We start from the raw sequence: 26,331 nt of genomic DNA, 5'->3' as shown, positions 1-26,331 counted from the left end.
TTAATTCTCAGGTACTTGATGATGTCTCGATTTATCCCCCTGAACCCGAAGGAGCATGTGACCCACGGCTGGAAACGCTTTGATTCAATGGCGTTTGCCGAACATGATGTGTGTGCACCGATTGTGCTGGCCGAGCTGAAAATGCTGTTGCCCCATTACCCCCTTGCGTTTATTCGCAATGGTGAGCAGCGTTTTACTGCTGTTGCATTGCAAGGCGTGTATGCAAAACAAAACCTGATGATCAGCCCTCAGGGAAAATGGCTGGTACCCTATATTCCGAGTGTTTACCGCGGTTATCCATTCGCGTTGCAGCAGGTAGATCAGGCGGGGGAAGCCCGTTTTGTACTGTGTTTTGACAGCGAGAGCGGCTTATACCGGGAAATGCCTGATGCGGGATCGGGTAACGAGCGTTTCTTTGATGATGACGCGCAGCTCACGACTGCGACACGGGGTGTGTTGGACTTTTTGATGCAACGCCAACGGAGTCAGGCACACACACAAATTGCCACTGATCTTTTGGCCGAGTTGGGTTTGCTAAAGCCATTGAGTTGGCCTTTTGCCTCGCCAGATAAGGCGCGTACACCGGTGACGGGGCTGTATCGTGTGAATGAACAGGCCTTGAGTGAATTGAAAGACGATGATCTGGCTCGGTTGGCACGCAGTGATGCCCTTATGTTGGGGCACGCACAGTTGCTGTCCATGCCCCGTTTTGATGTGCTGCCCAGGCTGTATCGACTGCACTATCCGCTTGCAGCCGAACCGGCGGGCCTTGATCAAATCGAACAGTTGTTTGGTGACAAGGATGATACCCTGAAGTTCAATTTCTGACAGGCTGGACCCAACTGCCGTCAGAATACTGTAAAGAAGGATATGTAATGGAGTTAACGGAAGTGGCTGAGCAGCGTGTTCCCGCATTGGGCAGGCTCACAACGGTCTATCATCCATTGGAAGACAGAGTGCGCATCAGTGGTCAAGTATCATCCGATGACGTGGTTGTCATCTGGGTGACACGGCGGCTAATGGACCGAATGGTGCCTGCCCTTGTTGAATGGCTTGAGCAACAGGATGCCGATGTGCCTCGCGCTGATTTGTTACAGAGCGTCAAGCAGACGCGTGCTATCAACGAGTTGACGGAGCAAACCCGGCAAGAGGGCAGTACGCCTGTATCCGCTGAAAATGCCGGTACTACCTGGCTTGCCGCAAGCGTTGATGTTCAGCGCAGGCCTGAACAGCTGGTGCTGATTTTCAAGGCTGCGCCTGATGCCGGTGGACAACAGGCGGCATTGCCCCTCCGGGCCTTGGCGCTCCGGCAGTGGCTGAACATACTGCTTCAGGCATATTCAAAAGCGGAGTGGTCGACAGCCGTGTGGCCAGAGTGGATGCGTGAACAATTGCCGGAATTGGCCTCACCGGCACGGGGTGCTATTCACTGACGCATTCTGATGCTCTGGCTCGGGTGGCCTTGGGCTCAGTTCTTGGTACACTATGTGGCTTGGCTTTTTCGTCAGGCCTTGTATGGACGAACCATTATTCGATAAGGAACGAATATGACAGATAAAACTAAAGTTACCATTGATGGTGTTGAGTATATCTACGAAGAATTGACAGAAGCGGCACGTAATCAGATCACTAATCTGCGTGCTACAGAAGCGGAACTGAACCGGCAACAGGCTCTGCTGGGCATGCTTCAGGCTGCCAGGATTAAGTATGTTGAGCTCCTGAAAGCTGAACTTCCTCAGACTGTCACTGAAAACGAGGCCTAAAACAGCTTGCCAGTACGAATGTGCTGGGCTAACATATGCGCCTCTTTCGTGAGGGGATATCAATGCGAAGCGCGCTGGTAATCGGAAACTGGAAGATGAACGGTGAGACTGCGGCCAACCATGCACTGGTTGACTCGCTTATCGAGTCGTTTAAAGTCAGTCCGGTCGGTAGTGTTGAGGCTGGTATCTGTCCGCCTGCAGTGTATCTGCACTCGGTTGGTCTTCAGCTGGAAGGCTCAGTGGTCTCGCTTGGTGCTCAGAATCTGAGTGAGTATGATGCCGGTGCCTATACGGGAGAGGTCTCTGCTGCCATGTTGCGTGATGTTGGCTGCAGTATGGTGATTGTGGGTCACTCGGAACGTCGTTCGCTGTATCATGAAAATGATGAGCAGGTGGCGGCGAAGACGCTGGCTGCATTGCGAGCAGGCCTGAAACCTATTCTCTGCGTAGGTGAAACTTTGGAGCAGCGTGAGTCTGGTGAGGCCCTTGATGTGGTTACCGGTCAGTTGTGTACTGCGGTATCCGGTCTTGAAGCAGACGAGTTTGAGCGTCTTGTGGTGGCGTATGAGCCGGTATGGGCCATCGGTACCGGCAAAACGGCTTCGCCCGAGCAGGCTCAGGAAGTGCATGCCCATATTCGGGCAGTATTGGCCAAGGTGGCGGGTGTTGCCGGTCAAAATGTTCAAGTGCTTTACGGTGGCAGTGTCAATGCTGATAACGCCGCAGAGTTGTTCGCCAAGCCTGATATAGATGGCGGCCTCATAGGGGGCGCTTCATTGAAGGCCAAAGACTTTATCGCGATCTGCCGTGCCGCGGCAGTCGCCGGCTGATACGGTATAGATGATGGAAAGTCTGGTTCTGATCGTTCATGTATTGCTGGCTGCTGCAATTATTGCACTGGTGCTGCTTCAGCAGGGTAAGGGTGCAGAAGCGGGTGCTGCCTTCGGTGGTGGTGCATCCCAGACCGTGTTTGGCAGTCAGGGGTCAAAAAGTTTTCTTGGGCGATTGACTGCATTGCTTGCTGCAGGTATCTTCGCCTCCAGTTTTGCACTGGCTGTTTACGCCAAGCAGCGTGCGGAAAGTGTTAATGACGCGGGCATCCCGTCTGCAGAGCTGATTGAGTCAGCAGCAGAATCCCAGCGTGATCTGCCTGAGCTGGATGCAGCGGAGGGCAAGGCAGCGGAATCTGACATTCCGGTTGCTGAGTAAGATTAAACGGTTAAAGCCGAAGTGGTGAAATTGGTAGACACGCCATCTTGAGGGGGTGGTGAGCTATGCTCGTGCCGGTTCGAGTCCGGCCTTCGGCACCATTTGTAAGATAGGCAGGTGTTGTGTATAATATTCACCTGTTTCTGATGCGGGGTGGAGCAGTCTGGTAGCTCGTCGGGCTCATAACCCGAAGGTCGTTGGTTCAAATCCAGCCCCCGCTACCATTTTCTTTACGTTTAAGCCCCTTTTCAGGGGCTTTTTCGTAGGTGAGCAAAAGGGCACCAGGTGCCGCGTCAGAAATGGGTCCTCAGAGACCCATTTTTTGTTTCAGGTACATGCAGAACGAGGTCGTCCTCTGTGTCAGCCAGATTGAAAACTTTGCAGGAATTGATTGAGCCGGTCGTGACTGCTCTGGGGCTTGAGCTCTGGGGACTGGATTTTCACTCCGCCGGTCGTAACAGTACGTTGCGGATCTATATTGATGGTCTAAATGGGGTCAGCGTGGATGACTGTGCCCGCGTCAGCCATCAGGTAAGCGGTATTCTGGATGTGGAAGATCCCATCCCTGAACAATACATGCTGGAGGTGTCGTCACCTGGCATGGATCGTCCCTTGTATACGCTGGAACAATTCCAGGCGTATGCCGGGCATCAGGTGCAACTGCGGTTGCGGGTGCCCTTTGAGGGGCGCAGAAAATTCAAGGGCCTGCTGAATGGCGTCGAAGGTGACGAAGTTCTGCTGGTTGTCGATGACGAAGAGTATCTGTTGCCGATCGACTATATCGATCGTGCCAATGTGATTCCCCAGTTTTAACACCGGTTTAAAGGTTTGGCGAGGCAGTCGTATGAATAAAGAGATTCTACAGGTTGCAGAAGCTGTTTCTAATGAAAAGGATGTGCCCAAGGCCGTCATTTTTGAAGCGATAGAAGTGGCTCTGGCCACGGCTACAAAGAAACGCTATGACGAAGACGCGGATATCCGTGTAGTAATTGATCGTGCAACCGGCGGTTACGAAACCTGGCGCCGCTGGCTGGTGGTCAGCAATGATGAAGTGCCTGCACTGGGTACTGAGCTGACTTTGGAAGAAGCGCTGGAGATCGACCCAAACCTCAAGCCCGGTGATATTTGGGAAGAGCAGGTTGAATCAGTTGCCTTTGGTCGCATCGCGGCACAGACTGCGAAGCAGGTTATCGTGCAGAAAGTGCGTGAAGCCGAGCGTGCCAAAGTGGTTGAACAGTACCAGGATCGCAAGGGTGAACTGGTAGCCGGTACTGTGAAGAAAGTCACCCGCGATAATATCATTGTGGACTTGGGCAACAACGCTGAAGCGCTGCTGCCGCGTGAGAATCTGATCCCGCGTGAAAGTTTCCGCATGGGAGATCGTGTCCGTGCGGTGCTGCAGGAAGTCCGCAGCGAAGGCCGTGGTCCGCAGTTGGTACTCAGCCGCACCTCCAATGCCATGCTGATCGAACTGTTCAGCATCGAAGTGCCGGAAGTTGCGGAAGATGTCATCGAAATCCGTGCGGCAGCCCGTGATCCGGGTGCCCGTGCCAAGATTGCGGTCAAGACCAATGACGGTCGCATTGACCCGGTCGGTGCCTGTGTCGGCATGCGCGGCTCTCGTGTTCAGGCTGTGTCCAATGAGCTGGGTGGCGAGCGTGTCGATATCATCCTGTGGGATGATAATCCGGCCCAACTGGTCATCAACGCAATGGCCCCTGCTGAGGTGGCGTCCATCGTGATGGACGAAGAAAGTCACTCCATGGATGTGGCAGTGGCTGAAGAAGCACTGGCCATGGCTATCGGTCGCAGCGGACAGAATGTGCGTCTGGCGAGTGAACTCACCGGCTGGACATTGAATGTCATGTCCGAAGATGAAGCGGCCGAGAAGCAGCAAACTGAAGTGGGTGCTGTGTTGGATATGTTCATCAAGCACCTGGAAATTGATGAAGAGCTGGCCGAAATACTGGTGGCTGAAGGCTTTACCTCTATTGAGGAGGTGGCCTATGTCCCGGAAGAAGAGATGCTCGAAATCGAAGAATTTGACGAAGTGCTGGTTGAAGCGCTTCGTAGCCGAGCCAAGGATGCCCTGATCAATCTGGCGATCGCCAGTGAAGAGCAGCTTGGTGATGCGGAACCGGCAGAAGACCTGCTGAACATGGATGGCATGGAACGTACGCTGGCATTCCAGCTGGCATCCCGGGGCATTGTCACCATGGAAGATCTCGCCGAACAGGCGGTGGAAGATCTGCTGGACGTGGAAGGTCTGACTGAAGCAAAGGCAGCCGAGCTGATCATGACAGCCCGTGCCCCCTGGTTTGCGCAAGAGCAGTAAACGCCAGCGGAAGAGGAGAACACATATATGGCAGAAGTAACTGTGAAGCAACTTGCCGATGTGGTTGGTGTATCCGCTGAGCGTCTGTTGACGCAAATGCAGGAAGCCGGCATCGGTACAAAGAAAATTGAATCGAGTGTGACCGAAGAGGAGCGTCTGAAACTCCTGAGTCATCTCAAGCGCAGCCATGGCGAGAACGTGGATGCGGCTGAGCCCAGCAAAATCACGCTCAAACGCAAGACCAAATCTGAGCTGAAGGTTTCCGGTGCTGCGGGTAAGCGCAAGACTGTCAGCGTAGAAGTGCGCAAAAAACGTACTTATGTCAAGCGTTCCTCATTGGAAGAGGACAACGCTCAGCCAGCGATTGTTGAAGAGGTGAAGGTTGCCGTAGAGCCAGTTGCGGAAGCGACTCCTGTTGTTGCTTCTCAGCCAGATGTGGCGCCTGTGTCTGTTAAGACTGATGCCGAAGCGCCACCTGCTGAAGAACAGGCAGCACCGTCAGCTGAAGTGACGGCGAAGGCCAAACCGGCCGCCACCGCTGCACCTGAGCCCGAAGTGCTGGCTGAGCCTGTCACTGAAAACCCGCGCCGCAAAGACAAGGAAAAGTCTCGTCGCAGTGATGATGACGACCGTCCTCGTCGTGGCAAGGGTGGTAAAACCGCTCGTCAGGACGATACTCGCGGTCGTCGCGGCAAGGCTGGCAAACGTGCACCTGCAGGTCGAGGCCGCAGTGGTGGCCCGAACCAGCATGGCTTCGAAAAGCCGACTGCACCGGTGGTGCATGAGGTAAATATCCCTGAGAGCATCACCGTGGCCGAACTGGCCAAGAAGATGTCGATCAAGGCCGCTGAGGTCATCAAGGTAATGTTCAAGATGGGCGCCATGGCGACCATCAATCAGGTACTGGATCAGGACACCGCCGTACTGGTGGTGGAAGAGATGGGCCACAAGGCCATTCCGATGCAGGAAAATGCCATTGAAGACGCGCTGATCGAGAGCGTTCAGGCGGCTCAGGGTGAAAAGGTTGGCCGTGCACCGGTGGTAACTGTCATGGGTCACGTTGACCACGGCAAGACCTCACTGCTTGACTACATCCGTCGCACCAAGGTGGCAACCGGTGAAGCGGGTGGCATTACCCAGCATATCGGTGCCTACCACGTTGAAACCGACAATGGCATGGTGACCTTCCTGGATACTCCGGGGCATGCGGCGTTTACCGCCATGCGTGCACGCGGTGCTCAGCTGACCGACATTGTAGTGCTGGTTGTTGCCGCAGATGACGGCGTGATGCCGCAGACTGAAGAAGCGATCCAGCACGCGAAAGCCGCCGGTGTACCTTTGGTGGTGGCTGTCAACAAAATCGACAAGGAAGATGCCGATCTGGACCGCGTGAAGAACGAGCTGGCTCAGCGTGACGTACTGCCTGAAGAGTGGGGTGGCGACGTGCAGTTTGCGCATGTTTCCGCCAAGAGCGGCGAAGGCATCGATGGACTGCTGGATGCGATCCTGCTGCAGGCCGAGCTGCTTGAACTGACAGCCGTGAAAGATGCACCGGGTCAGGGTGTTGTGGTTGAATCGCGCGTCGACAAGGGCCGTGGTTCCGTGTCCACCCTGCTGGTACAGAACGGTACCCTGCGCAAGGGCGACATCGTGCTGGCTGGCCTGCATTACGGTCGTGTACGTGCGATGCTGGACGAAAACGGCAAGCCGATCGATGAAGCCGGTCCCGCGATTCCGGTCGAGATCCTTGGCCTTGACGGTACCCCGGATGCCGGTGACGAGTTCACCGTGGTGTCCAGCGAGAAGAAAGCCCGCGAAGTGGCGCTCTTCCGTCAGGGCAAGTACCGCGAAGTGAAGCTCGCCCGTCAGCAGAAAGCCAAGCTGGAAAACCTGTTCGAGAACATGCAGGCCGGCGATGTGAAGTCACTGAACATCGTCCTCAAGGCGGATGTGCGTGGCTCTCTGGAAGCGATCATCCAGTCACTGGAAGACCTGTCCACCGACGAAGTGAAGGTGAACATTGTTTCCAGCGGTGTTGGCGGCATTGCCGAGACCGACGCCAACCTGGCACTGGCCTCTTCGGCGATCCTGATCGGCTTCAACGTCCGTGCCGACAACCAGGCCAAGGCCGTGGTTGAACGCGAAGAGCTTGAGCTGCGCTACTACAGCGTTATTTACGACATCATTGATGACGTAAAACAGGCGATGACCGGTCTGCTGTCACCGGAATACCGTGAAGAGATCGTCGGTATTGCTCAGGTGCGTGATGTGTTCCGTTCACCGAAGCTGGGCGCCATCGCCGGTTGTATGGTGACCGAGGGTACGGTTTACCGTAACAAGCGTATCCGTGTACTGCGCGACAACGTGGTGATCTATGAGGGCGAGCTGGAATCTCTGCGTCGCTTCAAGGATGCCGTGGCCGAAGTACGTCAGGGTATGGAATGTGGTATCGGGGTGAAGAACTACAACGACGTGAAGGTCGGTGACCAGATCGAAGTGTTCGACACCATTGAAGTACAGCGTACGCTGTAAGCGGAGCATCATGGCACGCGATTTCAAACGTACCGACCGGGTAGGGGACCAGATCCAGCGTGATCTGGCCACCCTGATCCAGCGCGAGATAAAGGATCCGCGGCTGGGTATGGTGACCATCAGCCACGTCAAGGTGAGCAAGGATCTCGGCTATGCCGATATCTACTTCACCGTGCTGGCGATTGGTGATCAGACTGAAGCCGAGGTGATCAAGAGTTCACGTACGGTGCTCAATAACGCCGCTGGATTCCTGCGCACGGAGCTGTCTCGCGGAATCAAGTTGCGGGTCATGCCGCAGCTGCGATTCCATTTTGACGAAACCGTTGAGCGGGGGCGCCACCTGCATGGCCTGATTGAAAAGGCCTGGCAGCAGGAGAGCAACCGCCCGGATAACGAAGACGATAACGGGAACTGAAGCATGGCCCGTAAACCAAAAGGCCGCTCAATCAGCGGCCTTTTTCTGTTGGATAAGCCTCAGGGGCTATCTTCCAATGCTGCCCTGCAAAGGGTCAAAAGAATCTATGGTGCCGCCAAGGCCGGCCACACCGGGGCGCTGGATCCTCTGGCGACCGGCCTGCTGCCGATCTGTCTGGGCGAAGCAACCAAGTTTTCCCAGTACCTGCTGGATTCGGACAAGCGTTATCTGACCACTGCAAAACTGGGGCAGCGTACCGATACCTGTGATGCTGAGGGTGAGGTAACCGAAGAAAAGCCGGTTCCTGCAAGCCTCAGCCGAGAGCAGATTGAAGCGTTGCTGGTCGAGCATTTCAGTGGCGAGATAGAACAGGTTCCGCCGGTGTATTCGGCTCTCAAACTTAACGGCCAGCCGTTGTACAAGCTGGCACGTCAGGGTGTCGAGGTTGAAGTTAAACCCCGCCGTGTACGGATTCACGAGATCAGGCTGCTGGCGTTGCGCGCGGATGAGGTGGATTTGGAGGTATTCTGTTCCAAGGGCACCTATATCCGCAGCATCGTTGAGGATCTGGGCTTGCTGCTGGGCTGTGGTGCCCATGTCAGTGTGTTGCGCAGGCTGCAGACCGGCCCTTTCCATGCCGACCAGATGATGACGCTGGAGCAGCTGCAAAACCTGGCACAACCTCAGGCAGAGGAGGCTCAAAACAGCATACAACAGCGGCTGGATGCGCTATTATTACCGGCTTGGGCGCCGGTGTCCGATTTGCCACGGATTCAGCTGGAAGCGGCTGAAGCCGAAAGACTGCAGATGGGGCAAAGGCTGCGTGTTGACGATCGATTGCCGGATGCGGATGAGTTTCTGGTATTCAATCGTGTAACCGACGAATTTCTCGGTATCGCCGAACGCGATGCCAAAGGGGCGCTGAAGGGCAAACGCCTTGTCAGCACCGCTTGAACCGATTTGGCTGAAGCCAAACTGACGCTGTACTGAAAATATGCTCGGTGCAGCGCGTCTATCAATCCGCAGTGCAGGTCACTGTGTGCATATTAACGAGGAGATATACAATGGCTCTTTCTAACGAGAAAAAAGCGGAAATCGTTGCTGAATTCGGTCGTGGCGCTGGTGATACCGGTTCTACCGAAGTACAGGTTGCGCTGCTGACTGCGAACATCGAAGGCCTGCAGGGTCACTTCAAGTCGCACAAGCAGGATCACCACTCTCGCCGTGGTCTGATCCGCATGGTAAACCAGCGTCGTAAGCTGCTGGACTACCTGAAAGGCAAAGACGCTGACCGCTATCTGGCGCTGATCGGCCGTCTTGGGCTGCGTCGCTAAGCAGTTCCATCCTGAGGCCATACAGTGTATGGCCTCAGTTTTATCTACAGCCCGTTAAAGCGACACAATCATCCAGCCTGTACTCACTTGACGACTGCTACAGTCGGCAACTGAGTACTGGCTTGAAAAGAGGGTTGGTTGGTCCGCTGACGGGAATACACAAACCCGAGGAGTTTCTATCGTGCAAGCGATCAGTAAATCATTTCAGTTCGGCAAACATACCATCACCATCGAAACCGGCAAGGTAGCCCGTCAGGCCACCGGTGCCGTCATGGTTACCATGGACGGCGTTCAGGTACTCTGTACCGTAGTCGGCTCCAAAGAGATGCGTGAAGGTCAGGACTTCTTCCCGCTGTCGGTTCATTACCAGGAAAAATACTACGCTGTAGGCCGTATACCGGGTGGCTTCTTCAAGCGTGAAGCGCGTCCTTCCGAGAAGGAAACGCTGACCTCGCGCCTGATCGACCGTCCGATCCGTCCGCTGTTCCCGAAAGGCTTCATGAACGAAGTTCAGGTGGTCTGTACCGTGATGTCGGCTGATAAGGTCAACGATCCGGATATCGCGGCCATGATCGGTACCTCTGCGGCACTGGCAATCTCCGGCCTGCCGTTCATGGGTCCGATCGGCGGAGCACGTGTAGGCTTTACTGAAGCTGACGGTTACATCCTGAATCCGACCTATGCGGAGCTTGCAACCTCTGAGCTGGACATGGTTGTAGCCGGTACTGCCGATGCAGTACTGATGGTTGAGTCTGAAGCCAAAGAGCTGACCGAAGACGAAATGCTTGGCGCCGTACTGTTTGCACACCAGGAAATGCAGGTGGTGATCAACGCCATCAATGAACTGGTAGCTGAAGCCGGGAAGCCGAAGTGGGACTGGCAGCCCGCGGCCAAGAACGAAGCCCTGATCGCTCAAGTGCGTGAGCTGGTTGGTGCCGGTATTGCATCTGCCTATCAGGTTGCTGACAAAATGCAGCGTCAGTCCAGCCTGGCTGAACTGCGTGCGCAGGCGGTTGAAGCACTGTCTGGCAGTGAAGAGGGTCAGCCCTCCGGCAAAGAAGTGTCCGCGATTTTCAGCTCGCTGGAAAAAGAGATCGTGCGTAACCGCATTATCGATGGCGAGCCGCGTATCGATGGCCGTGATACCAAAACCGTACGTCCGATCAATGTCGAAATCGACCTGCTCAAGGGTGTGCACGGTTCCGCCCTGTTTACCCGCGGTGAAACTCAGGCGATCGCGACCTGTACCCTGGGCACCAGCCGTGATCAGCAGATCATCGATGCGCTGGAAGGTGAGCGCAAGGATCCGTTCATGCTGCACTACAACTTCCCTCCGTACTCCGTGGGTGAAGCGGGCCGCATGATGGGCGCAGGCCGCCGCGAAATTGGTCATGGTCGTCTGGCTCGTCGTGGTGTTGCGGCTGTGTTGCCGACACAGGAAGAGTTCCCGTACACCATCCGTATCGTATCCGAAATTACCGAGTCCAACGGCTCCAGCTCAATGGCATCCGTTTGTGGCGCCTCTCTGGCGATGATGGACGCGGGTGTACCGCTGAAAGCGCCTGTGGCCGGTATTGCCATGGGTTTGGTGAAGGAAAATGATCGCTTTGCCGTTCTGACCGATATTCTGGGTGACGAAGACCACCTCGGTGATATGGACTTCAAGGTAGCCGGTACCGAAGCGGGTGTTACAGCCCTGCAGATGGATATCAAGATCACCGGTATCACTGAAGAGATTATGGAGATCGCGCTGGAGCAGGCACACGAAGCGCGCAAGCACATCCTGAAAGAGATGGCGCTGGTTATTGGCTATGCACGTCCTGAACTGCCGGATAACGCGCCGGCCATGCAGCTGCTGAAGATCAACCCGGAGAAAATCCGTGACCTGATCGGTAAGGGTGGTGCCACCATTCGCGGCCTGACCGAAGAAACCGGCGCTATGATCGATATCGAAGATGACGGTACTGTCCGCATCTACGCTGATGATAAGGCCAAGGGCAAAGCGGCTCTGGATCGCGTCATGGCGATCACGGCTGAAGCTGAAGTGGGCAAGATCTACGAAGGCAAGGTGGTGCGGATCGAAGAGTTCGGTGCATTCGTTAACATCCTCCCGGGCAAGGATGGTCTGGTCCATATCTCCCAAATCGCCAAGGAGCGTGTTCAAGCCGTGACTGACTACATCAAGATGGATGACGTGGTGAAGGTCAAGGTGCTGGATGTGGATATGCGTGGTCGCATCAAGCTGTCCATGAAAGACCTGATCGAAGACGAGTCTGTTTCCAGCTAAACAGCGTTGTATCGACTTTGAAAAGCCCCTGCCGATTTGCGTCGGCAGGGGCTTTTTTATGGTCAGAGCGGTTTGTGTTCCTCTTTCATCACACAGTAGATGCGATAGGCGTAGATGCTCGACATAACGCCCAGAAACTGAGCCAGCAGTGACAGCGCCAGCATCAGTATGCGAGTCTCACTCAGCATCTGCCCGATCATCACTTCAGCCAGCATCAATACACCGAAAATCAGTGCCAGTCCCTGCAGAAGTGGCCAGAAAAATTCACTGCTGCTGGCCCAGCTGGCGCGAAGGGATTCCATTGGCCCCTTGCCTTCCATCACGCAGTAGAACTCGGCAAAGGCCAGCCTGATGCCAATGTAGATCCCGGGTACAATGAGTAACAAAAGACCGGTCGAAACCGCCAGGGCTGTCAGAATATACGTCAGCAGCAGGCGTCCCCAGCAGGTCAGGCTGAGGCTGATCGCCTGGCTGGTGGACAGTGTTTGCCCCTGCAGCACCGACTGCATATACAGCAGAGTGGCCCCCCAATAGATTGGCATCAGGGCCAGATCCAGTGCCGAGCTGATGAAGACGCTGCTGGTAGTGCGCGCAGCCTCGGCGGACTCCCCTCCTTGCAGCAGCTGATACTGTACCACCGTGATTAGCAACAGGAAGGGGATCTGAATCAGTGCCAGTCGGCTAAGATGAGTACGGAAAAAGAACAGGCTCTGGCGAAGATAATCGAAGGTCATGAGTGTCCCTGAACAGTTAAATTAATCGGTTTGCGCAATCGAACCAGTTTGAAGCTGCCATTATCGGCCCACAGGCTGATGTCGGCAAAGCGACCAACCGCCTTGCGCTCAAGCGGGATGTGCTGATTGACGACAAAACAGGCGCTGCCCTGTGATGTCAGCAGGCGCTGTGCGGCTGCCAGGAAACGGTCGGTTAGGTCACCATCGACACTGAAACCGCTGTGGAAGGGTGGGTTGCACAGCAGGGTATCAAACTGTTGCCGGATGTTGTCCCCCGCATTGCTGGCCAGTACCTCGCCACTGATTCCGGCACGCCGAAGATTGTGTTGGCAGGCCAGCAGGGCGGCGGCATTATTGTCAGTGCACACCAGCCGAGTTTCAGGACCTGCTGCATTGAGCGCAAGGTAGCCGAAGCCGCAGCCCAGATCCAGCACTGAACCGGACAGTGGCAGAGGTGTTTCCAGCATGGCCGGTAACTGCTCGATCAGGAAAGCGCTGCCACGGTCGATTTTGTTCCAGCCAAACAGGCCAGGTTTGGCCCAGTATTCAAGTCGCTGATCCGAACAGGCCGAGCGCAGTTCGGCATAACTCTGACTGTCGGGGCACTCACCCCCTTCGCCACTGCGCACTATGCGAGCACACCAGCCGTTGCCCCCGAGTTTGCTCTCAGTGCGGCTGCCTCCAAGGCACGTCTCGGCCTTGCGCACGTAGGTACGAATACCCTCGGCCTTGTCACCCAGCAGAATCAGTTCACCGTTTGGTTTGAGCAGGCGTTTTGCCGCGCCGATCAGATGGTGTACCACAGCCTTTTCCTTGGAGACCCGGTACAGGATCGTGTTGAAGCAGGCACTTGGCAGTGTTTCGAGTTCAAAGTCATTGAACCGGGCATTCCAGCCCTGCTGTTGGAGCTGCTCAATCACATCGAAACGGTTGCCAACTACCTCTACTGACGGGTTCGGACGGCAGCGTGGCAGCGGGTTTTCATCCACCAGCCAGAGGGCTTGAGCGCTCAGACGGCTGAGTTGCTGTTCCAGTTCGCGGGCAATGGGATCCATATCAGACACTGGTGATCTCGGCAGGGGTCAGTTCACGGTATTCACCGGGTTCGAGCATTTCATCGAGGATGATATCGCCGATCTGCTCGCGATGCAGGGCATCAACTCGATTGCCGACGGCGGCAAACATGCGCTTGACCTGATGGTAGCGTCCTTCATGCAGGCAAACACGGGCCTCACGCTCTGACAGCAGTTCAAGCTCAGCCGGTTTGGTGCGTCGGTGCTCCCCGTTCAGCATGATGCCATCGGCAAAGATGCGGACGGTATCGGGCGTGATCGGGTCCGAGGTGATTACGTGATAGATCTTGCCGGTGTGGCGGTTGGGCGATGTGACACGGTGAGCCCACTGGCCGTCATCGGTCAGCAGTACCAATCCGGTGGTATCCACATCGAGTCGGCCGCAGATGTGCAGGCGCTCGACACGCGGCATCTCAAGCAGCGCCGTTACGGTCGGGTGGGTCGGATCGTCGTTTGAGCATACGACCCCCTCGGGCTTGTACAGCATGATATAACGGGTGCTGGGCGGGTCCAGGGGCATTCCCTGCAGACATACGTCATCGGTGTCACTGATCTTGCGCCCAGCGTCACGCTCATGCTCCCCGTTGACGGTCACTTCGTCCGCATGCAGCATGCGCTTGACCTCTTTGCGGGAAAAGTCGGTTACGCTGGCTATGTATTTGTCGAGTCGCATGGTCAACCTGCAAAGTGCTCAAAGGGTACTAGTATATAGTAGCGGGCAAGATCACCGACAGGGGCTCATGAAAGCTGTCGGTGAATCCGCTAGAATAGCGCTCCCAAACTTGTTGCGAGGCCACCGTGAAGCTCTTCGTCGATAATCTGACCCATGTGGATTTTTCCTACCTTCATCCCAAGCGCGGTTTGGTGGGCGAATCTTGGGCGGTGCAGCTGGTACTGGATGGCAGTCTTGACCCTCAGGGAATGATCTGTGATTTCGGTGTGGTCAAGCGCCGGGTCAAGCAGTGGCTGGATGCACATCTTGATCATATGCTGGCTGTGCCGGCCCAATTGCCGGGCTTGCAGCTTGAGCAGCTGGGCGGCATGACCGAGGTGCGTTGGCATTATCCTGAGGGTGGTCTTTTTCGCTGCCGTTCGCCCGAGCAGGCCATTGCTGTACTGCCCTGTACTGAAATTGACGAGCTCAGTGTTGCCCACTGGTGTCGAGATCAGTTGCGTCAGCTGTTTCCAGAGCAGGTGCAGGGGGTTGAGCTTGCCTTCACGACCGAGTCAATCGATGGGCGCTACTATCACTACAGTCACGGCCTGCAGCAGCATGACGGCAACTGCCAGCGGATCGCTCATGGCCACCGCTCGCGCATCATGATCTACCGTAACGGTCATCGCGATGAGGTGTTGGAAGGGCGCTGGGCCGAGTGCTTCCGTGATATCTATATAGGTACCCGTAGCCACCTGAAAAACCAGTCGGCCGGTGCGCACCATTATGCCTATACGGCGCCTCAGGGCGCGTTCGAGCTGGAGCTGCCGGCGCGCTGCTGCTATTTGATTGATACCGAAAGTACCGTCGAGCAAATTGCGGCACATCTGGTCGAGCAGGTCAAAATTGACCACCCGCAGGATGAAGTGGTTGTGCGTGCATTTGAGGGCATCGGCAAAGGTGCAATTGCTACGGCGTGATGGCCCTGGCGGTATTCATACCAGGTGTGTTACCGAAACAAAACAGCCGCCCTCGGGCGGCTGTTTGCGTTGAGGTGGTGCGAATCAGTCGCGCTCGATCGCCAGTGCTGTACCCATGCCACCACCGATACACAGAGTTGCGAGACCTTTCTTGGCATCACGCTTGATCATTTCGTGCACCAGTGACACCAAAATGCGGCAGCCGGACGCGCCAATCGGATGGCCCAGCGCAATTGCACCGCCGTTCACGTTGACGATGTCGGTGTTCCAGCCCAGGTCCTTGTTGACGGACATAGCCTGAGCCGCGAAGGCTTCGTTGGCTTCAACCAGTTCCAGGTCGTTGATGCCCCAGCCCGCCTTTTCCAGCGCCTTGGTGGTGGCGCAGATCGGGCCTGTGCCCATGATGGCAGGATCAACACCGGCAGAGGCATACGCCTTGATCCGGGCCAGAACCGGCAGCCCCAGTGCTTCCGCCTTTTCGGCTGAACACAGAATCACGGCAGCCGCACCATCATTAATGGTGGAACTGTTACCGGCGGTAACGGTGCCGTCTTTCTTGAAGGCCGGGCGCAGCTTGGCCAGAGCCTCCGGGGTGCAGCCAAAGCGGGGCTGTTCATCGGTGTCGAATACTACGGGATCGCCCTTGCGTTGCGGAATGCTGACCGGAATGATTTCGTCCTTGAAGCGGCCAGAGGTGACGGCTGCTTCAGCCTTGTTCTGAGAGGCAGAAGCGAAAGCGTCCTGATCTTCACGGCTGAAACCGTATTTTTCGACAATGTTCTCGGTGGTGATGCCCATGTGGTAGTTATTGAACGCATCCCACAGGCCATCGGTAATCATGGAGTCGATCATCTTCCAGTCGCCCATGCGTGCACCATTACGTGAGTTGGGCAGTAGGTGGGGGGACTGGGACATGTTTTCCTGACCGCCGGCGATGATCACGTCAGCATCACCGCAGCGGATCGCCTGGGTCGCCAGTTGCAGGGCCTTGAGGCCGGAGCCGCACACCTTGTTGATAGTCATGGCGGGCACTTCCTGAGGGATGCCTGCGTGGATCAGAGCCTGACGAGCCGGGTTCTGGCCACAGCCGGCCGTGAGTACCTGGCCCAGAATCACTTCGTCTACCTCTGCCGGGTTCAGTCCGGTTTTCTGCAGCAGGCCCTTGAGTACTTCAGCGCCCAAAGTAGCCGCGGTCAGTGAGGAGAGGGAGCCGTTGAAAGTACCCACCGCTGTACGGCCAGCGGCAACGATAACAACATCACGCATAATGGAAGTGCCTCTTTGGTTTATATCATTATTGATCCCGGGCTCAGGGTAACGCACGCCGGTGAAAGGGATATTTCAGTCGGCATCAGCTCGGGCAGGCGTACGGGTATCCATACCGCCATGAGGTCCTTCGAGTCTGCGCGAAGGGCTCAGGCGGTGTCAAGTAGACCAAGGCAAAACTGTGTGCGCCGCACAACGGGAGTACAAGGCCCCCCTGTACGGCGGTGTCAGATCTCGAGGTTGTCGATCAGACGGGCAGGACCGAGTCGAGCGGCGGCCAGAATGACCAGAGGGCGAACATCTCCGGCTTCAGGCGGCTGGAGTGAATCCCGGCAGAGGATACGGTAGTAGTCATGCTGGAAACCGCCTGCTTCAAGCTGCTGTTGCGCCTGCTGTTCCAGTGCGATGAAATCCGTGGCGCCGTTACGTACGGCATCGGCGGTCTGTTGCAGGGTTTGTTGCAGCAGGGGGGCAATGGCCAGTTCGTCCGCACTGAGGTAGCCGTTGCGTGAACTGAGCGCCAGTCCACTGCCGGCTCGCTCAGTCGGAACACCCACAATATCAACGGGGATGCAGAGGTCACGTACCATCTTGCGGATCACGGCAACCTGTTGATAATCCTTGAGTCCGAACACAGCCAGATCCGGCTGGACAATGTTGAACAGCTTGCATACCACGGTGGTTACACCACGGAAGTGTCCCGGCCGGCTGGCGCCGCAGTGCAGATCGGACAAGCCCGGGACCTCAACCAGTGTCTGGTTGTCCTGGCCTTCCGGGTAGACCTCGCTGACACCGGGTGCAAACAGCAGGTCACAACCCGCTGCCATCAGCTTCTCCTGATCGGAGGCCAGAGTGCGAGGGTAGCTGTCGAGATCTTCGTTGGCACCGAACTGCAGCGGGTTGACGAAGATACTGGCCACCACGGTATCGGCTTGCCGGCGTGCTGTTTCCACCAGTTTGATGTGGCCTTGATGCAGATTGCCCATGGTGGGCACCAGCGCAATTTTCTGGCCGGACAGTCGTGTCGGTTTCAGGGCTGTGCGCAGATCCGCAATGGTGTGGATGGTTTTCATATTACTCGAACCCGTGTTCCGGTCCGGGGAAGGTACCGGCCCTGACCTGATCGCCATACAAACGGAAAGCCTGTTCAATGCTGTCGGCTTCTGTCATGAAGTCCTTGACGAACTTGGGACGGCGTCCAGGTGTAATGCCAAGCATGTCATGCATCACCAGTACCTGGGCATCCGTGTGATGGCCTGCACCGATACCGATAACCGGAATTTCCACGTTGCGGGTAATTTCTTCGGCCAGCAGTGTGGGGACACACTCCAGCAGCAGCATGCTGGCGCCAGCATCTTCAAGCTTCTTCGCATCTTCAATCATTTTCAGGGCGGACTGTCGGTCACGTCCCTGCACACGATAACCGCCAAGCTTGTTGACGGCCTGTGGTGTCAAGCCAAGGTGCGGGCACACGGGCACGCCGCGCTCGGCCAGCATGCGCACGCTGTCACACAGCCATTCGCCGCCTTCCAGCTTGACGATGTGCGCGCCTGCCTGCATCAGCTTGGCCGAGTTGTCCATAGCCTGCTCCGGTGTGGAATAGCTCATGAACGGCAGGTCCGACATGATCATGGCACCCTGATTACCACGCGCAACGCTTGCGGTGTGGTAAGCCATCTCATCGACGGTAACCGGCAGGGTGCTGCTCTGCCCCTGCAGTACCATACCGAGTGAGTCACCGACCAGAATCATCTCGATACCGGCGCTGCTCACCAGATGGGCAAAGGTCGCATCATAAGCGGTCAGTACGGCAAACTTTTCACCGGCCTGTTTGCGGGCGGTCAGGGTATGCAGCGTAATGTTGGACATAGCAATCTCTTCATCATTGTCTGAGCTTGTGCGCGATTATAACGATATCTTTTCCAGCGTGCCCAGAGGGCAGTGCTGAAGAAGCGTATTCAGCGGGCGACCATCGGGCAGGATCAGTTCCGGTTCCAGTTCAGCCAGAGGCCAGAGAACAAAATTGCGCTCAGTCATGTAGGCATGGGGAACGGTCAGGCGCGGCGTCGATATCACCTGGTCACCATACAGCAGCAGGTCCAGGTCAAGGGTGCGAGGTCCCCAGTGGATCTTGCGCACGCGCTGGTGCATTTGCTCGATTGCCTGTAGCGCATCGAGCAGGGCTTCGGGCTCCAGACGGGTATCCAAAGCAGCAACCGCGTTGATGTAATCGGGCTGGCCGGGGGGGCCGACAGGATCGGAACGGTAGAGCGACGAGCGTGCAGCCAGCGTAGTGTCAGGCAGTAGCCTCAGCTCTTGCAGCGCGGTGCTGACCTGCGCCAGCGGGTCCTCAAGGTTACTGCCCAGGCCAATCCAGGCGCGTAACTGAGCCTTACTCATTGCTGGGACGACTGTCCTGCGCCGGACGGTTGCGCGGGCGACGACGACGTTTGCGGCGAGGCTTGTCATCCTGATCCGCGGGGACCATGTCACGTCGCGTCATCGGGTTGGAGGACTGGTAGTCGGTCCACCACTGGCTCAGGCCCTGCAGCGGCTCACCACTGTTCTCACGCAGTACCAGAAGATCGTATGCAGCTCTGAAGCGAGGATGCTCCATAAGCTGATCGGCTTTCTTGCCCTGTCGACGCGGCAGGCGCAGCTGCAGTTCCCAGATTTCACGCACAGGAGTTGAGAATCGGCGTGGAATGGCAGTTGAGCGGACCTGCTCGGCCAGAACCTGATTGGCGGCCTCATGCAGCAGCGGGATCGGTGGCAGATCTGAGCTCTGCTCCAGCTGTTTGATTCTCAGCTGCAATGGATACCAGAGTAAGGCCGCAAACAGAAAGGCCGGGGTGACGCTCTTGCCTTGAGACAGACGTCGATCCGTGTTGCACAGGGCGTTGATCAGCAGGGTTTCCACCGGATACTCGTCATGCTCCAGCGCCGCATCGGTTTGCGGGAAAAGGAAGGCAAACAGGCCGAAGCGTTGCAGCTGTCGGTAGGACGCCTCGCCGTGTCCACTCTGCAGCAGTTTGAGTACTTCATCAAACAGGCGTGCGGGGGATACATTGCCAAGCAGCGCTGCCAGTTCTCGAATCGGCGCTGCGGTACCGGGTTCCACTTCAAAACCGAGTTTGGCTGCAAAACGTGCAGCCCTGAGCATGCGCACCGGGTCTTCACGGTAGCGTTCACGTGCATCACCGATCATGCGCAGCTGGCGCTGTTTGAGGTCGGGATAGCCATTGGCAAAATCGAGTACGGTATGGTCACGCACATCGTAGTAAAGTGCATTGATGGTGAAGTCGCGGCGCAGGGCATCTTCTTCGATGGTGCCGTATACGTTGTCGCGCAGGATCATGCCGGTGGCAGCCGTGCGGGCCTGGTCCTGAGTTGTCTCTTCCTGATCATGCGATGCCCTGAAGGTGGCGACCTCAATCACCTCGCGACCGAAACGGACATGCAGCAGCTTGAAGCGGCGCCCAATCAGGCGACCACGTCGAAACAGCTCTTCGGCTTCTTCGGGGTGAGCTGATGTGGCGATGTCAAAATCCTTGGGAGTATGTCCCAGCAGCAGGTCGCGAATGCATCCGCCGACAAGGTAGCCCTCGAAGCCGGCATCCTGCAGCCGGTAGACAACCTTCATCGCATTGTCGTCCAGGTGACGACGAGGAATCTGGTGCTCGGACTCGTTGACGATGCGTCGCTGTCCCAATGGAAGCAGCTGTTCGGCAACGGGTGCCGATGGCAAGTTCTCCTGTGGGGCTGTGGTACTGGGTGTGCGGCGACGACTGAACATGACAAAGGCGATCAGGGCTGCTGCAGCAAATGCGAGCAGAATGATGAGCAGAGTATTAGACATCGTTTACTGGGGGTCCCTGTAATGGCTGATCACGGATGGGGCATCATAACACCTGCTAAAGCTTAGTATAAGGCTCGGAGCGGGCATGGTTGCGTGGTGGGGCAAAGCGTGAGGCGTGAATCAGGAGGGTGGGGGGTGTCGGTCGTAAAGTGACACCATGAAGCTTAGCTTGTTGTTGTTCTTCCTAAGAGCACTGATTGGGGAGCGCTGCAGTGCCACTCTATCGACCGACTAAGCCTCATTTTTATTTTTATTCGAGGCAGGTCACTCATCCGCAGGGCCATTTTTATTTTTATTGCCGGCACTGTTTCAGGGTGTACGTTGTTGTTGTTCTGCTTGTAATAAAGCAGGACGCGTGCCAAAAATCATAACCCTTTGTTTTATATTATTAAGTCTATATTGAACCCGATCATTCTTTCGTTTCTGGAAACAGAGTGTTACCGAATGTCACGGTTTGTGGGCGGTGTTGGGTAGTAAGGTAACACTTTTGAGTGTTACCGATTGTTACCCCTTGGGTTTGCGGGGGATACCCAGTTTCTGGCGTCGTTCCCACAGGCTTTTGCGGCTGATTCCGAGCGTTTTGGCCAGTTCGGTTTCACTCATCTGGTCCTGGTTTTCAAGGACGAAGCGCTGGAAGTAGTCATCCAGGGACAGGTCTGTGCGGGCGCCGGAGGAAGCGTCGCTGTCAACAGGTGGCGGTCTGTGCCGTTGGGCGTACTGGCTTTCGATGTCGGCCAGGCTTTGCTGTTCCAGCTCAAGGCCCAGAAGATCAGGAGTGATCTGCCGACCATCGGCCAGAATGACGGCGCGCTCAATCGCATTTTCCAGCTCTCGCACATTGCCGGGCCAGTGATAGCTGCGCAGAAGCTCCAGTGCTTCGGGGCTGAAGTTGAGAGACTCACACCGCATCTTTTCGGCCTGCTTGGACAGGAAGGCTTCCGCCAGTTCCAAAATGTCGTCTTCTCGTGCCCTCAGCGGAGGCATGCGCAGCTCCATCACATACAGGCGGTAATACAGATCTTCACGGAACTGGCCGGAACGAGCGCGGGTCTTAAGGTCACGATGTGTAGCAGCGATCAGACGCACATCCACCTTGAGCGGTTGTACTGCCCCAACCCGGCGAATTTCACCCTCCTGCAGGAAACGCAGCAGACGAGCCTGAGCTTCCAGAGGCAGTTCACCGATTTCGTCCAGAAACAGGGTGCCGCCATCGGCGGCTTCAATCAGGCCACTGCGGCCGCTGGTTGCACCGGTGAAGGCGCCTTTCTCATGCCCGAACAGTTCGGACTCGATCAGCGTCTCCGGTATGGCGGCGCAGTTGACGCACACCATGGGTCGGTTGGCCCTGTTGCTTTGTTCGTGAATGGCGCGGGCGGCCAGCTCCTTACCGGTACCGGACTCGCCAAGGATCAATACGGTAGCATCGGTGCGTGCGACCTTGCCGATGCGGCGGTAGAGTTCCTGCATTGACTTGCAGGAACCGATAATGCGCGTCTGTTCGGGCGCCTTACCGCTGGTGCTGCCGCTGACTTCACTGTCTGATGCAGTACGGGGCTGTGACAGTGTGGCCGCTACGGTTTTCAGCATTTCGTCGTGATCGAACGGCTTGGCAATATAGTCGACGGCGCCAAGCTTCATGGCATCCACCGCGGAGCGCAGGCTGGCATAGCTGGTCATGATCAATACCGGCACCGATCCGGCCAGTCCGATGAGGTCGGTACCCGGCGCACCGGGCAATCTCAAATCGGTGATGATCAGGTCAAAGCTTTCCAGACTGAAGTCGCCACAGGCTTCGGCCACCGAGCCTGCATCACTGACTTCATATCCGTTTTTTTCCAGCAGGCGCCTGAGCGCTGAGCGGATGATACTTTCATCCTCGACAATCAGAATTCGACTCATCCGGACAAACCTTCTCCATGAGCAGCCGGCGACGCAAGGGTATTTTCCTCGTTCAGCCGGGGTAAGGTGATTACGACCTGAGTGCCTTTGTTCTGGTTTTTGTTGGCCGGGCTAAGAATCTCGATATTACCATAATGCTGCACAATGATGTTGTAGACCAAAGGCAGGCCCAGACCGGTTCCGCGTCCGGGTTCCTTGGTGGTGAAAAATGGCTCGAACAGGCGATTGAGGTGCTCCGGGGCGATGCCAGTGCCCTCATCGGTAATACGAATGCAGATGCTGGTTTCGCTTCCCTGTGCCTCGATTTCAATCAGCCCCTGCGGTGGCGAGGCATCACTGGCGTTGTTAAGCAGGTTCACGAACACCTGCAGCAGCAGTTGCAGGTCGCCGCGGATCTGCAGGGACGGATCAACCTGATTGACAAAATGCTGCTGTCGACTGTGGCTGTCGAGGGTGACCAGATGGATCGCTTCATCAATGCAGTGGCGCAAATCGAGCGACTCGAAATGCTCCGGGCCTTCCTGGCGGCCGGTGTGGGCAAAACGCACCAGCGATTGAACGATGCGGTTAATGCGACGGGTCTGATCAACAATCTGATCGCCGGTTTCCAGCACCTCGGGCAGATCCGTTTCCAGCTTCAGATTTTGGGCCAGACAGGCGATGCCGGTCACCGGGTTGCCGATCTCATGAGCGACGCCGGCCGCAAAGCGACCGATGGAGGCCAGGCGTTCGCTGTGGGCCAACTTGCGGGCCATCATCAGATGCTCTGTTTCCTCTTCAATCAGCAGGACCTTGCCTTGCGCAGGCGTGTCATCCAGACGTGCCTTGTGCAAGCTGAACCAGCGATGCTCGCCGTGCAGCTCAATCATTTGAGCTTCCTGGTGAAGGGTATCGTTGTCTGCAAATTCCTTCAGCAGGCGGCTCCATGGCAGAGGCAAGTGTGCCAGTGGATTGCCGAGCGTCTGTTCGGCAATCAGCCCTGTGTACTGCTCCAGCTCGGCATTCCAGAACAGGATGCGGTGGTCTGCATCCAGTGTGCAGACCCCGATAGGCAAGCGCTGCAAGGTGGCGCGATGGTAGCGTCTGAGCTGGTCCAGCTCGGCTGCAAGGCCCGACAGGCGTTGGTCGTAGGTTTCAAGTTGCTGCTCCAGCAGATGGACCTCGCGAGCCTTGAAACCGGCGCTGCGATCAGTTTCCAATGGTTGCAGCAGTGCTGTTGCCTCCACAGGTCCCAGCAGGGCGGAAAGGTTCTGTTCCAGCTGGGTCCGCAGGCGCAGGCTGTCCAAAGGTCTCAGCTGGCCTGGGCTCAGCTGCAGTGTGAACATGGCACGCTGGACTTCCCGCTGTGCAGGCTGTTCCCCCAGTCTGGGTGTCAGGCGGGCGACAAACTCCGCTTCACTGGCGGTAGCCAGGCCCAAGCCCAGAGGACGAGGCATGACGTTGAGCGCACAGGCTTCGGCGGCCTGTCTCTCGCCCTCGCGGCCGGGAAAAAGCAGAGAGCCGAGTACCAGCAGCGCCGTGTTAAGCAGTACCGATAATAGAGCGACCTTGTACCACTGACTCAAGGCTCCGGCATCCAGCGGAGCGCCATCCAGCATCATCGGCAGCAGCATGCCCAGTGCCCAGAGGCCTATCCCCCCTGTCAGGCCGAGAAGAAAACCGGTGCGACTGGCGTTGGGCCAGTACAGGGTTGCGAGTATTCCCGGCAGAAACTGAAGAAAGGCGATAAATGCCAGCAGTCCAAGCTGGTTCAGTGAAAACTGCTGACCGATATGGCGGAAAAACAGATAGCTGCCCAGCATTACCGCCATAATGATCAGTCGTCGCAACCACAGCAACCAGGCGTAGAAGCGGACATTGTCCGGTACCCGTACCAGGGGCAGTACGACATGGTTCTGCAGCATCGATGCAAGCGCCACGGTTGCCACTATGATGATGCCACTGGCGGCCGAGAGTCCGCCGATGAAGGCCAGCAGGCTGAACCATGGCAGCTGCAGGTTCTGCCCCAGCTGCAGTAGCAGGTATTCGGGATTTGTGATCGCATTGTGCTTTATGCCGGCCCAGAGAATGGGGGGCACGGTAATGGCCAGCAGCAGCAGAAAGAGGGGGATGCCCCAGCTGGCGCGATACAGGCTTTCGGTCGGCAGGTTTTCCGTGAACGCGATATGGAACATGTGTGGCATGACAAAGGCACAGGCAAAAAACGCCAGCAGCAGAATTTGCCAGTGACTGGTGTCCGGCGGCTGTTGCAGTCGCTGCAGCGCCTCCGGGTTACGCTGCAGCCAGTCCCCGAGCCCATCGACACCACCCAGCAAGGCCCAGAATGCATAGGCTGCAATCAGCAGCAGGGCAATCAATTTGAACAGAGATTCAAGCGCGATGGCGAATACCAGCCCGCGATGGCTGCTGCGTAGAGAGGCATGTCGAGCACCAAACAGCAGGGTGAAGAGGGTGAGAATGATGCAGAAGCCGGCTGCCGCCCTATTGGAAGAGATGCGATCATTCAGCATGGGCAGCGAGTCGGCCAGTGCCTGAATCTGGATCGAGATCAGCGGCAGGCTGATAAACAGCATTAATAAAGTAGTCAGCGTTCCTACACCGCCACTGCGAAAACGGAAGGCAAACAGATCCGGCAGCGAGCTGAGCTGGTGTCGCCGAGTAATTCTCAGCAATGGAATCAGCACCAATGGGGCAAGGAGAAAACTGATGGAGGCCCCCATGTAAGAGATCAAATAGACATAGCCGGAATGATACGCAACGCCAAAGATGCCATAGAAGGTCCAGGCGCTGGCAAACACACCAAGTGCCAACACATGCACCAATGGGTGTCGGGTGATGCGTTCAGGCAGTAACCCCTTGTCGGTGAGCCAGGCGGCGCCGAACAATGCGAGAAGATAGCCACAGCCGAGCAGGGCCAGCAGACTGAGATCAAAGTTCATGGTGACGGTGGCGCCATTCGGCGGTCGCTGCCAGCAGGATCAGCAGCGCCCAGATCAGAAAAGGCATCAGCCAGTGGCCGCTGTGGAATAGCCACAGCTCGACCAGTCCCGGCAGCAGCAGAGTGGCCAGCAACAGAAGCAGCAGTAGGCGATGCAGATACATATTCAGGTCTCGGGTTCACACAGGCTCAGTGTGCCGGGAACTGCAGTGATGTTCCAGTGCGTGATGGCCCACGAGAGTAACTCATCCCGACTGGCTGTTGCCAGGTCGGCGGGTGGCTTCTGGCCGAGAAGTGACAGCGCGCGCAGCAGCAGTTGTTGGCGTTGGCCAGGGTCGATCGCCGGTGCCAGGTTCTGTTTGCTCAGCTTCTGCCCGGCCGGGTTTGTGATCACGGGTATATGCGCGTACTGGGGTGTCGAATAGCCAAGCAGGGTTTGCAGCGCGATCTGGTGCGGTGTTTCGTCGATCAGATCGCTTCCTCGCACAATGTCGGTTACACCTGCGGCCGCGTCATCAACGACGACGGCCAGCTGATAGGCAAACAGCCCATCACGGCGAAACACGACAAAATCCCCGCGATCATTCTGCCAGTCGTACGTTCTGAAACCCTGGATGCGGTCATGAAACTGTTGCTCTGCCTGTGGGTGAATCACCCGAACGGCGCAGCTGGCAGAGGCGGATGGCGGATGACGCCGGCAGTGGCCATCATACAAGCCCGTCACGCCTCTGGCTCTGAGCTGCTTGCGACTGCAGCTGCAGCGATAGGCAGTGCCTTGGTCCAGTAACTGCTCCAGTGCGTCCTGATAGCACTTCAGCCGAGTGCTTTGGTATATCACAGGGCCATCCCAGTGCAGGCCGAAGGCGTCAAGGGTGTGCAGAATCGAATCGGCCGCGCCGGGCTGTTCGCGTGGCGGGTCAAGATCTTCTATCCGCAGCAGCCACTCGCCATTGCGCGAACGCATATCGAGATAGCTTGCCAGTGCGGCAAGCAGAGAGCCGAAATGGAGTGGGCCGGTCGGTGACGGGGCAAAACGTCCGATGCAACTCAAG

General features: G+C 56.8%; 25 protein-coding genes and 2 tRNA genes. 15 read left to right on the top strand and 12 right to left on the bottom strand.

Annotated features, from left to right (window positions below; translation table 11 throughout):
* The first annotated feature begins 21 nt into the window (after positions 1-21).
* The 14 genes from CFI10_RS16925 to pnp all read left to right on the top strand — a co-directional run bounded on the left by CFI10_RS16925 (position 22) and on the right by pnp (position 11,875).
* Positions 22-828 carry a SapC family protein gene (locus CFI10_RS16925; RefSeq protein ID WP_206836745.1) on the top strand — a complete coding sequence of 269 codons (807 nt, stop codon included), beginning with the start codon at positions 22-24 and terminating at the stop codon, positions 826-828.
* Positions 829-875: 47 nt separating this feature from the next.
* A complete protein-coding gene (locus CFI10_RS16920) occupies positions 876-1,433 on the top strand; it encodes a hypothetical protein (RefSeq protein WP_206836742.1) in 558 nt (185 codons plus the stop codon).
* A 114-nt stretch (positions 1,434-1,547) separates the two neighbouring features.
* Positions 1,548-1,763, top strand: coding sequence for a DUF6447 family protein (locus CFI10_RS16915; protein WP_206836739.1), 216 nt, complete (start codon positions 1,548-1,550; stop codon positions 1,761-1,763).
* Positions 1,764-1,825: 62 nt separating this feature from the next.
* Entirely contained in the window at positions 1,826-2,593 is a 768-nt protein-coding gene (tpiA, locus tag CFI10_RS16910; protein WP_206836736.1) for a triose-phosphate isomerase, read from the top strand.
* Positions 2,594-2,606: 13 nt separating this feature from the next.
* Positions 2,607-2,972, top strand: coding sequence for a preprotein translocase subunit SecG (secG, locus tag CFI10_RS16905; protein WP_206842250.1), 366 nt, complete (start codon positions 2,607-2,609; stop codon positions 2,970-2,972).
* A gap of 15 nt (positions 2,973-2,987) precedes the next feature.
* Positions 2,988-3,073 (top strand) — tRNA-Leu (locus CFI10_RS16900).
* 46 nt (positions 3,074-3,119) lie between these two features.
* Positions 3,120-3,196: transfer RNA gene (locus CFI10_RS16895), tRNA-Met, on the top strand.
* 133 nt (positions 3,197-3,329) lie between these two features.
* Positions 3,330-3,785 (top strand): ribosome maturation factor RimP, encoded by a 456-nt coding sequence (gene rimP, locus CFI10_RS16890; protein ID WP_206836735.1) that lies wholly within the window; start codon positions 3,330-3,332, stop codon positions 3,783-3,785.
* Positions 3,786-3,816: 31 nt separating this feature from the next.
* Complete coding sequence (gene nusA / locus CFI10_RS16885; RefSeq protein WP_206836732.1) at positions 3,817-5,307, top strand: transcription termination factor NusA; 1,491 nt, start codon at positions 3,817-3,819, stop codon at positions 5,305-5,307.
* A gap of 27 nt (positions 5,308-5,334) precedes the next feature.
* Positions 5,335-7,839 carry a translation initiation factor IF-2 gene (gene infB, locus CFI10_RS16880; protein WP_206836729.1) on the top strand — a complete coding sequence of 835 codons (2,505 nt, stop codon included), beginning with the start codon at positions 5,335-5,337 and terminating at the stop codon, positions 7,837-7,839.
* A gap of 10 nt (positions 7,840-7,849) precedes the next feature.
* Positions 7,850-8,254: a 30S ribosome-binding factor RbfA gene (gene rbfA, locus CFI10_RS16875; protein WP_206836725.1), complete on the top strand. Its 405-nt coding sequence runs from the start codon at positions 7,850-7,852 to the stop codon at positions 8,252-8,254.
* Positions 8,255-8,257: 3 nt separating this feature from the next.
* Positions 8,258-9,208, top strand: coding sequence for a tRNA pseudouridine(55) synthase TruB (truB, locus tag CFI10_RS16870; RefSeq protein ID WP_206836722.1), 951 nt, complete (start codon positions 8,258-8,260; stop codon positions 9,206-9,208).
* A gap of 110 nt (positions 9,209-9,318) precedes the next feature.
* The gene (gene rpsO, locus CFI10_RS16865; protein WP_091827653.1) at positions 9,319-9,588 is read left to right on the top strand and encodes a 30S ribosomal protein S15; all 270 of its coding nucleotides are present in this window, start codon (positions 9,319-9,321) and stop codon (positions 9,586-9,588) included.
* Positions 9,589-9,769: 181 nt separating this feature from the next.
* Positions 9,770-11,875 carry a polyribonucleotide nucleotidyltransferase gene (gene pnp / locus CFI10_RS16860; RefSeq protein ID WP_206836719.1) on the top strand — a complete coding sequence of 702 codons (2,106 nt, stop codon included), beginning with the start codon at positions 9,770-9,772 and terminating at the stop codon, positions 11,873-11,875.
* A gap of 62 nt (positions 11,876-11,937) precedes the next feature.
* On the opposite strand, the gene CFI10_RS16855 is transcribed toward pnp, so the two are convergent.
* From CFI10_RS16855 to rsuA, 3 genes are read right to left on the bottom strand one after another with little or no spacing between them, the layout of a single operon-like run.
* Entirely contained in the window at positions 11,938-12,609 is a 672-nt protein-coding gene (locus CFI10_RS16855; protein WP_206836716.1) for a YciC family protein, read from the bottom strand.
* Positions 12,606-13,664, bottom strand: coding sequence for a class I SAM-dependent methyltransferase (locus tag CFI10_RS16850; protein ID WP_206836713.1), 1,059 nt, complete (start codon positions 13,662-13,664; stop codon positions 12,606-12,608). Before CFI10_RS16850 ends, CFI10_RS16855 begins: the two co-directional genes overlap by 4 nt.
* 1 nt (position 13,665) lies before the next feature.
* Entirely contained in the window at positions 13,666-14,355 is a 690-nt protein-coding gene (gene rsuA, locus CFI10_RS16845) for a 16S rRNA pseudouridine(516) synthase RsuA (RefSeq protein ID WP_206836710.1), read from the bottom strand.
* Positions 14,356-14,480: 125 nt separating this feature from the next.
* Here rsuA and CFI10_RS16840 point away from each other — a divergent pair, with 125 nt between their 5' ends.
* Positions 14,481-15,317: a 6-carboxytetrahydropterin synthase gene (locus tag CFI10_RS16840; RefSeq protein WP_206836708.1), complete on the top strand. Its 837-nt coding sequence runs from the start codon at positions 14,481-14,483 to the stop codon at positions 15,315-15,317.
* 84 nt (positions 15,318-15,401) lie between these two features.
* On the opposite strand, the gene CFI10_RS16835 is transcribed toward CFI10_RS16840, so the two are convergent.
* The 9 genes from CFI10_RS16835 to gluQRS all read right to left on the bottom strand — a co-directional run bounded on the left by CFI10_RS16835 (position 15,402) and on the right by gluQRS (position 26,330).
* Complete coding sequence (locus CFI10_RS16835; RefSeq protein WP_206836705.1) at positions 15,402-16,583, bottom strand: acetyl-CoA C-acetyltransferase; 1,182 nt, start codon at positions 16,581-16,583, stop codon at positions 15,402-15,404.
* Between the two features lie 227 nt (positions 16,584-16,810).
* Positions 16,811-17,656: a pantoate--beta-alanine ligase gene (gene panC / locus CFI10_RS16830; protein ID WP_206836702.1), complete on the bottom strand. Its 846-nt coding sequence runs from the start codon at positions 17,654-17,656 to the stop codon at positions 16,811-16,813.
* Between the two features lies 1 nt (position 17,657).
* Positions 17,658-18,452, bottom strand: a complete 795-nt coding sequence (gene panB, locus CFI10_RS16825; protein ID WP_206836699.1) for a 3-methyl-2-oxobutanoate hydroxymethyltransferase — start codon at positions 18,450-18,452, stop codon at positions 17,658-17,660.
* A gap of 36 nt (positions 18,453-18,488) precedes the next feature.
* Positions 18,489-18,983, bottom strand: a complete 495-nt coding sequence (gene folK, locus CFI10_RS16820) for a 2-amino-4-hydroxy-6-hydroxymethyldihydropteridine diphosphokinase (protein WP_206836695.1) — start codon at positions 18,981-18,983, stop codon at positions 18,489-18,491.
* On the bottom strand, positions 18,976-20,442 hold the full coding sequence (pcnB, locus tag CFI10_RS16815) for a polynucleotide adenylyltransferase PcnB (RefSeq protein WP_206836692.1): 1,467 nt from the start codon (positions 20,440-20,442) through the stop codon (positions 18,976-18,978). Before pcnB ends, folK begins: the two co-directional genes overlap by 8 nt.
* A 504-nt stretch (positions 20,443-20,946) precedes the next feature.
* A complete protein-coding gene (locus CFI10_RS16810; protein WP_206836689.1) occupies positions 20,947-22,341 on the bottom strand; it encodes a sigma-54-dependent transcriptional regulator in 1,395 nt (464 codons plus the stop codon).
* Positions 22,338-25,280: a sensor histidine kinase gene (locus tag CFI10_RS16805; protein WP_206836687.1), complete on the bottom strand. Its 2,943-nt coding sequence runs from the start codon at positions 25,278-25,280 to the stop codon at positions 22,338-22,340. The genes CFI10_RS16810 and CFI10_RS16805 overlap by 4 nt, the downstream gene beginning before the upstream one ends.
* Positions 25,270-25,443 carry a hypothetical protein gene (locus tag CFI10_RS16800; protein ID WP_175527696.1) on the bottom strand — a complete coding sequence of 58 codons (174 nt, stop codon included), beginning with the start codon at positions 25,441-25,443 and terminating at the stop codon, positions 25,270-25,272. Before CFI10_RS16800 ends, CFI10_RS16805 begins: the two co-directional genes overlap by 11 nt.
* A 2-nt stretch (positions 25,444-25,445) precedes the next feature.
* On the bottom strand, positions 25,446-26,330 hold the full coding sequence (gene gluQRS, locus CFI10_RS16795) for a tRNA glutamyl-Q(34) synthetase GluQRS (protein WP_206836684.1): 885 nt from the start codon (positions 26,328-26,330) through the stop codon (positions 25,446-25,448).
* Position 26,331 lies beyond the last annotated feature (1 nt).

The sequence above is a fragment of the Marinobacterium iners genome, assembly GCF_017310015.1.
GTDB lineage: Bacteria > Pseudomonadota > Gammaproteobacteria > Pseudomonadales > Balneatricaceae > Marinobacterium > Marinobacterium iners.
The sequence above is the reverse complement of the archived record's forward strand: the minus strand, read 5'-3'. Positions and strand labels throughout refer to the sequence as shown.

Coding starts and splice junctions, on each gene's coding strand:
- CFI10_RS16810 (WP_206836689.1), bottom strand. CDS start 22,341: ATGAGTCGAATTCTGATTGTCGAGGATGAAAGTATCATCCGCTCAGCG.
- panB (WP_206836699.1), bottom strand. CDS start 18,452: ATGTCCAACATTACGCTGCATACCCTGACCGCCCGCAAACAGGCCGGT.
- CFI10_RS16800 (WP_175527696.1), bottom strand. CDS start 25,443: ATGTATCTGCATCGCCTACTGCTGCTTCTGTTGCTGGCCACTCTGCTG.
- infB (WP_206836729.1), top strand. CDS start 5,335: ATGGCAGAAGTAACTGTGAAGCAACTTGCCGATGTGGTTGGTGTATCC.
- rpsO (WP_091827653.1), top strand. CDS start 9,319: ATGGCTCTTTCTAACGAGAAAAAAGCGGAAATCGTTGCTGAATTCGGT.
- tpiA (WP_206836736.1), top strand. CDS start 1,826: ATGCGAAGCGCGCTGGTAATCGGAAACTGGAAGATGAACGGTGAGACT.
- rsuA (WP_206836710.1), bottom strand. CDS start 14,355: ATGCGACTCGACAAATACATAGCCAGCGTAACCGACTTTTCCCGCAAA.
- folK (WP_206836695.1), bottom strand. CDS start 18,983: ATGAGTAAGGCTCAGTTACGCGCCTGGATTGGCCTGGGCAGTAACCTT.
- CFI10_RS16915 (WP_206836739.1), top strand. CDS start 1,548: ATGACAGATAAAACTAAAGTTACCATTGATGGTGTTGAGTATATCTAC.
- nusA (WP_206836732.1), top strand. CDS start 3,817: ATGAATAAAGAGATTCTACAGGTTGCAGAAGCTGTTTCTAATGAAAAG.
- CFI10_RS16835 (WP_206836705.1), bottom strand. CDS start 16,583: ATGCGTGATGTTGTTATCGTTGCCGCTGGCCGTACAGCGGTGGGTACT.
- rbfA (WP_206836725.1), top strand. CDS start 7,850: ATGGCACGCGATTTCAAACGTACCGACCGGGTAGGGGACCAGATCCAG.
- CFI10_RS16850 (WP_206836713.1), bottom strand. CDS start 13,664: ATGGATCCCATTGCCCGCGAACTGGAACAGCAACTCAGCCGTCTGAGC.
- CFI10_RS16805 (WP_206836687.1), bottom strand. CDS start 25,280: ATGAACTTTGATCTCAGTCTGCTGGCCCTGCTCGGCTGTGGCTATCTT.
- truB (WP_206836722.1), top strand. CDS start 8,258: ATGGCCCGTAAACCAAAAGGCCGCTCAATCAGCGGCCTTTTTCTGTTG.
- CFI10_RS16920 (WP_206836742.1), top strand. CDS start 876: ATGGAGTTAACGGAAGTGGCTGAGCAGCGTGTTCCCGCATTGGGCAGG.
- CFI10_RS16925 (WP_206836745.1), top strand. CDS start 22: ATGTCTCGATTTATCCCCCTGAACCCGAAGGAGCATGTGACCCACGGC.
- panC (WP_206836702.1), bottom strand. CDS start 17,656: ATGAAAACCATCCACACCATTGCGGATCTGCGCACAGCCCTGAAACCG.
- secG (WP_206842250.1), top strand. CDS start 2,607: ATGGAAAGTCTGGTTCTGATCGTTCATGTATTGCTGGCTGCTGCAATT.
- CFI10_RS16855 (WP_206836716.1), bottom strand. CDS start 12,609: ATGACCTTCGATTATCTTCGCCAGAGCCTGTTCTTTTTCCGTACTCAT.
- pcnB (WP_206836692.1), bottom strand. CDS start 20,442: ATGTCTAATACTCTGCTCATCATTCTGCTCGCATTTGCTGCAGCAGCC.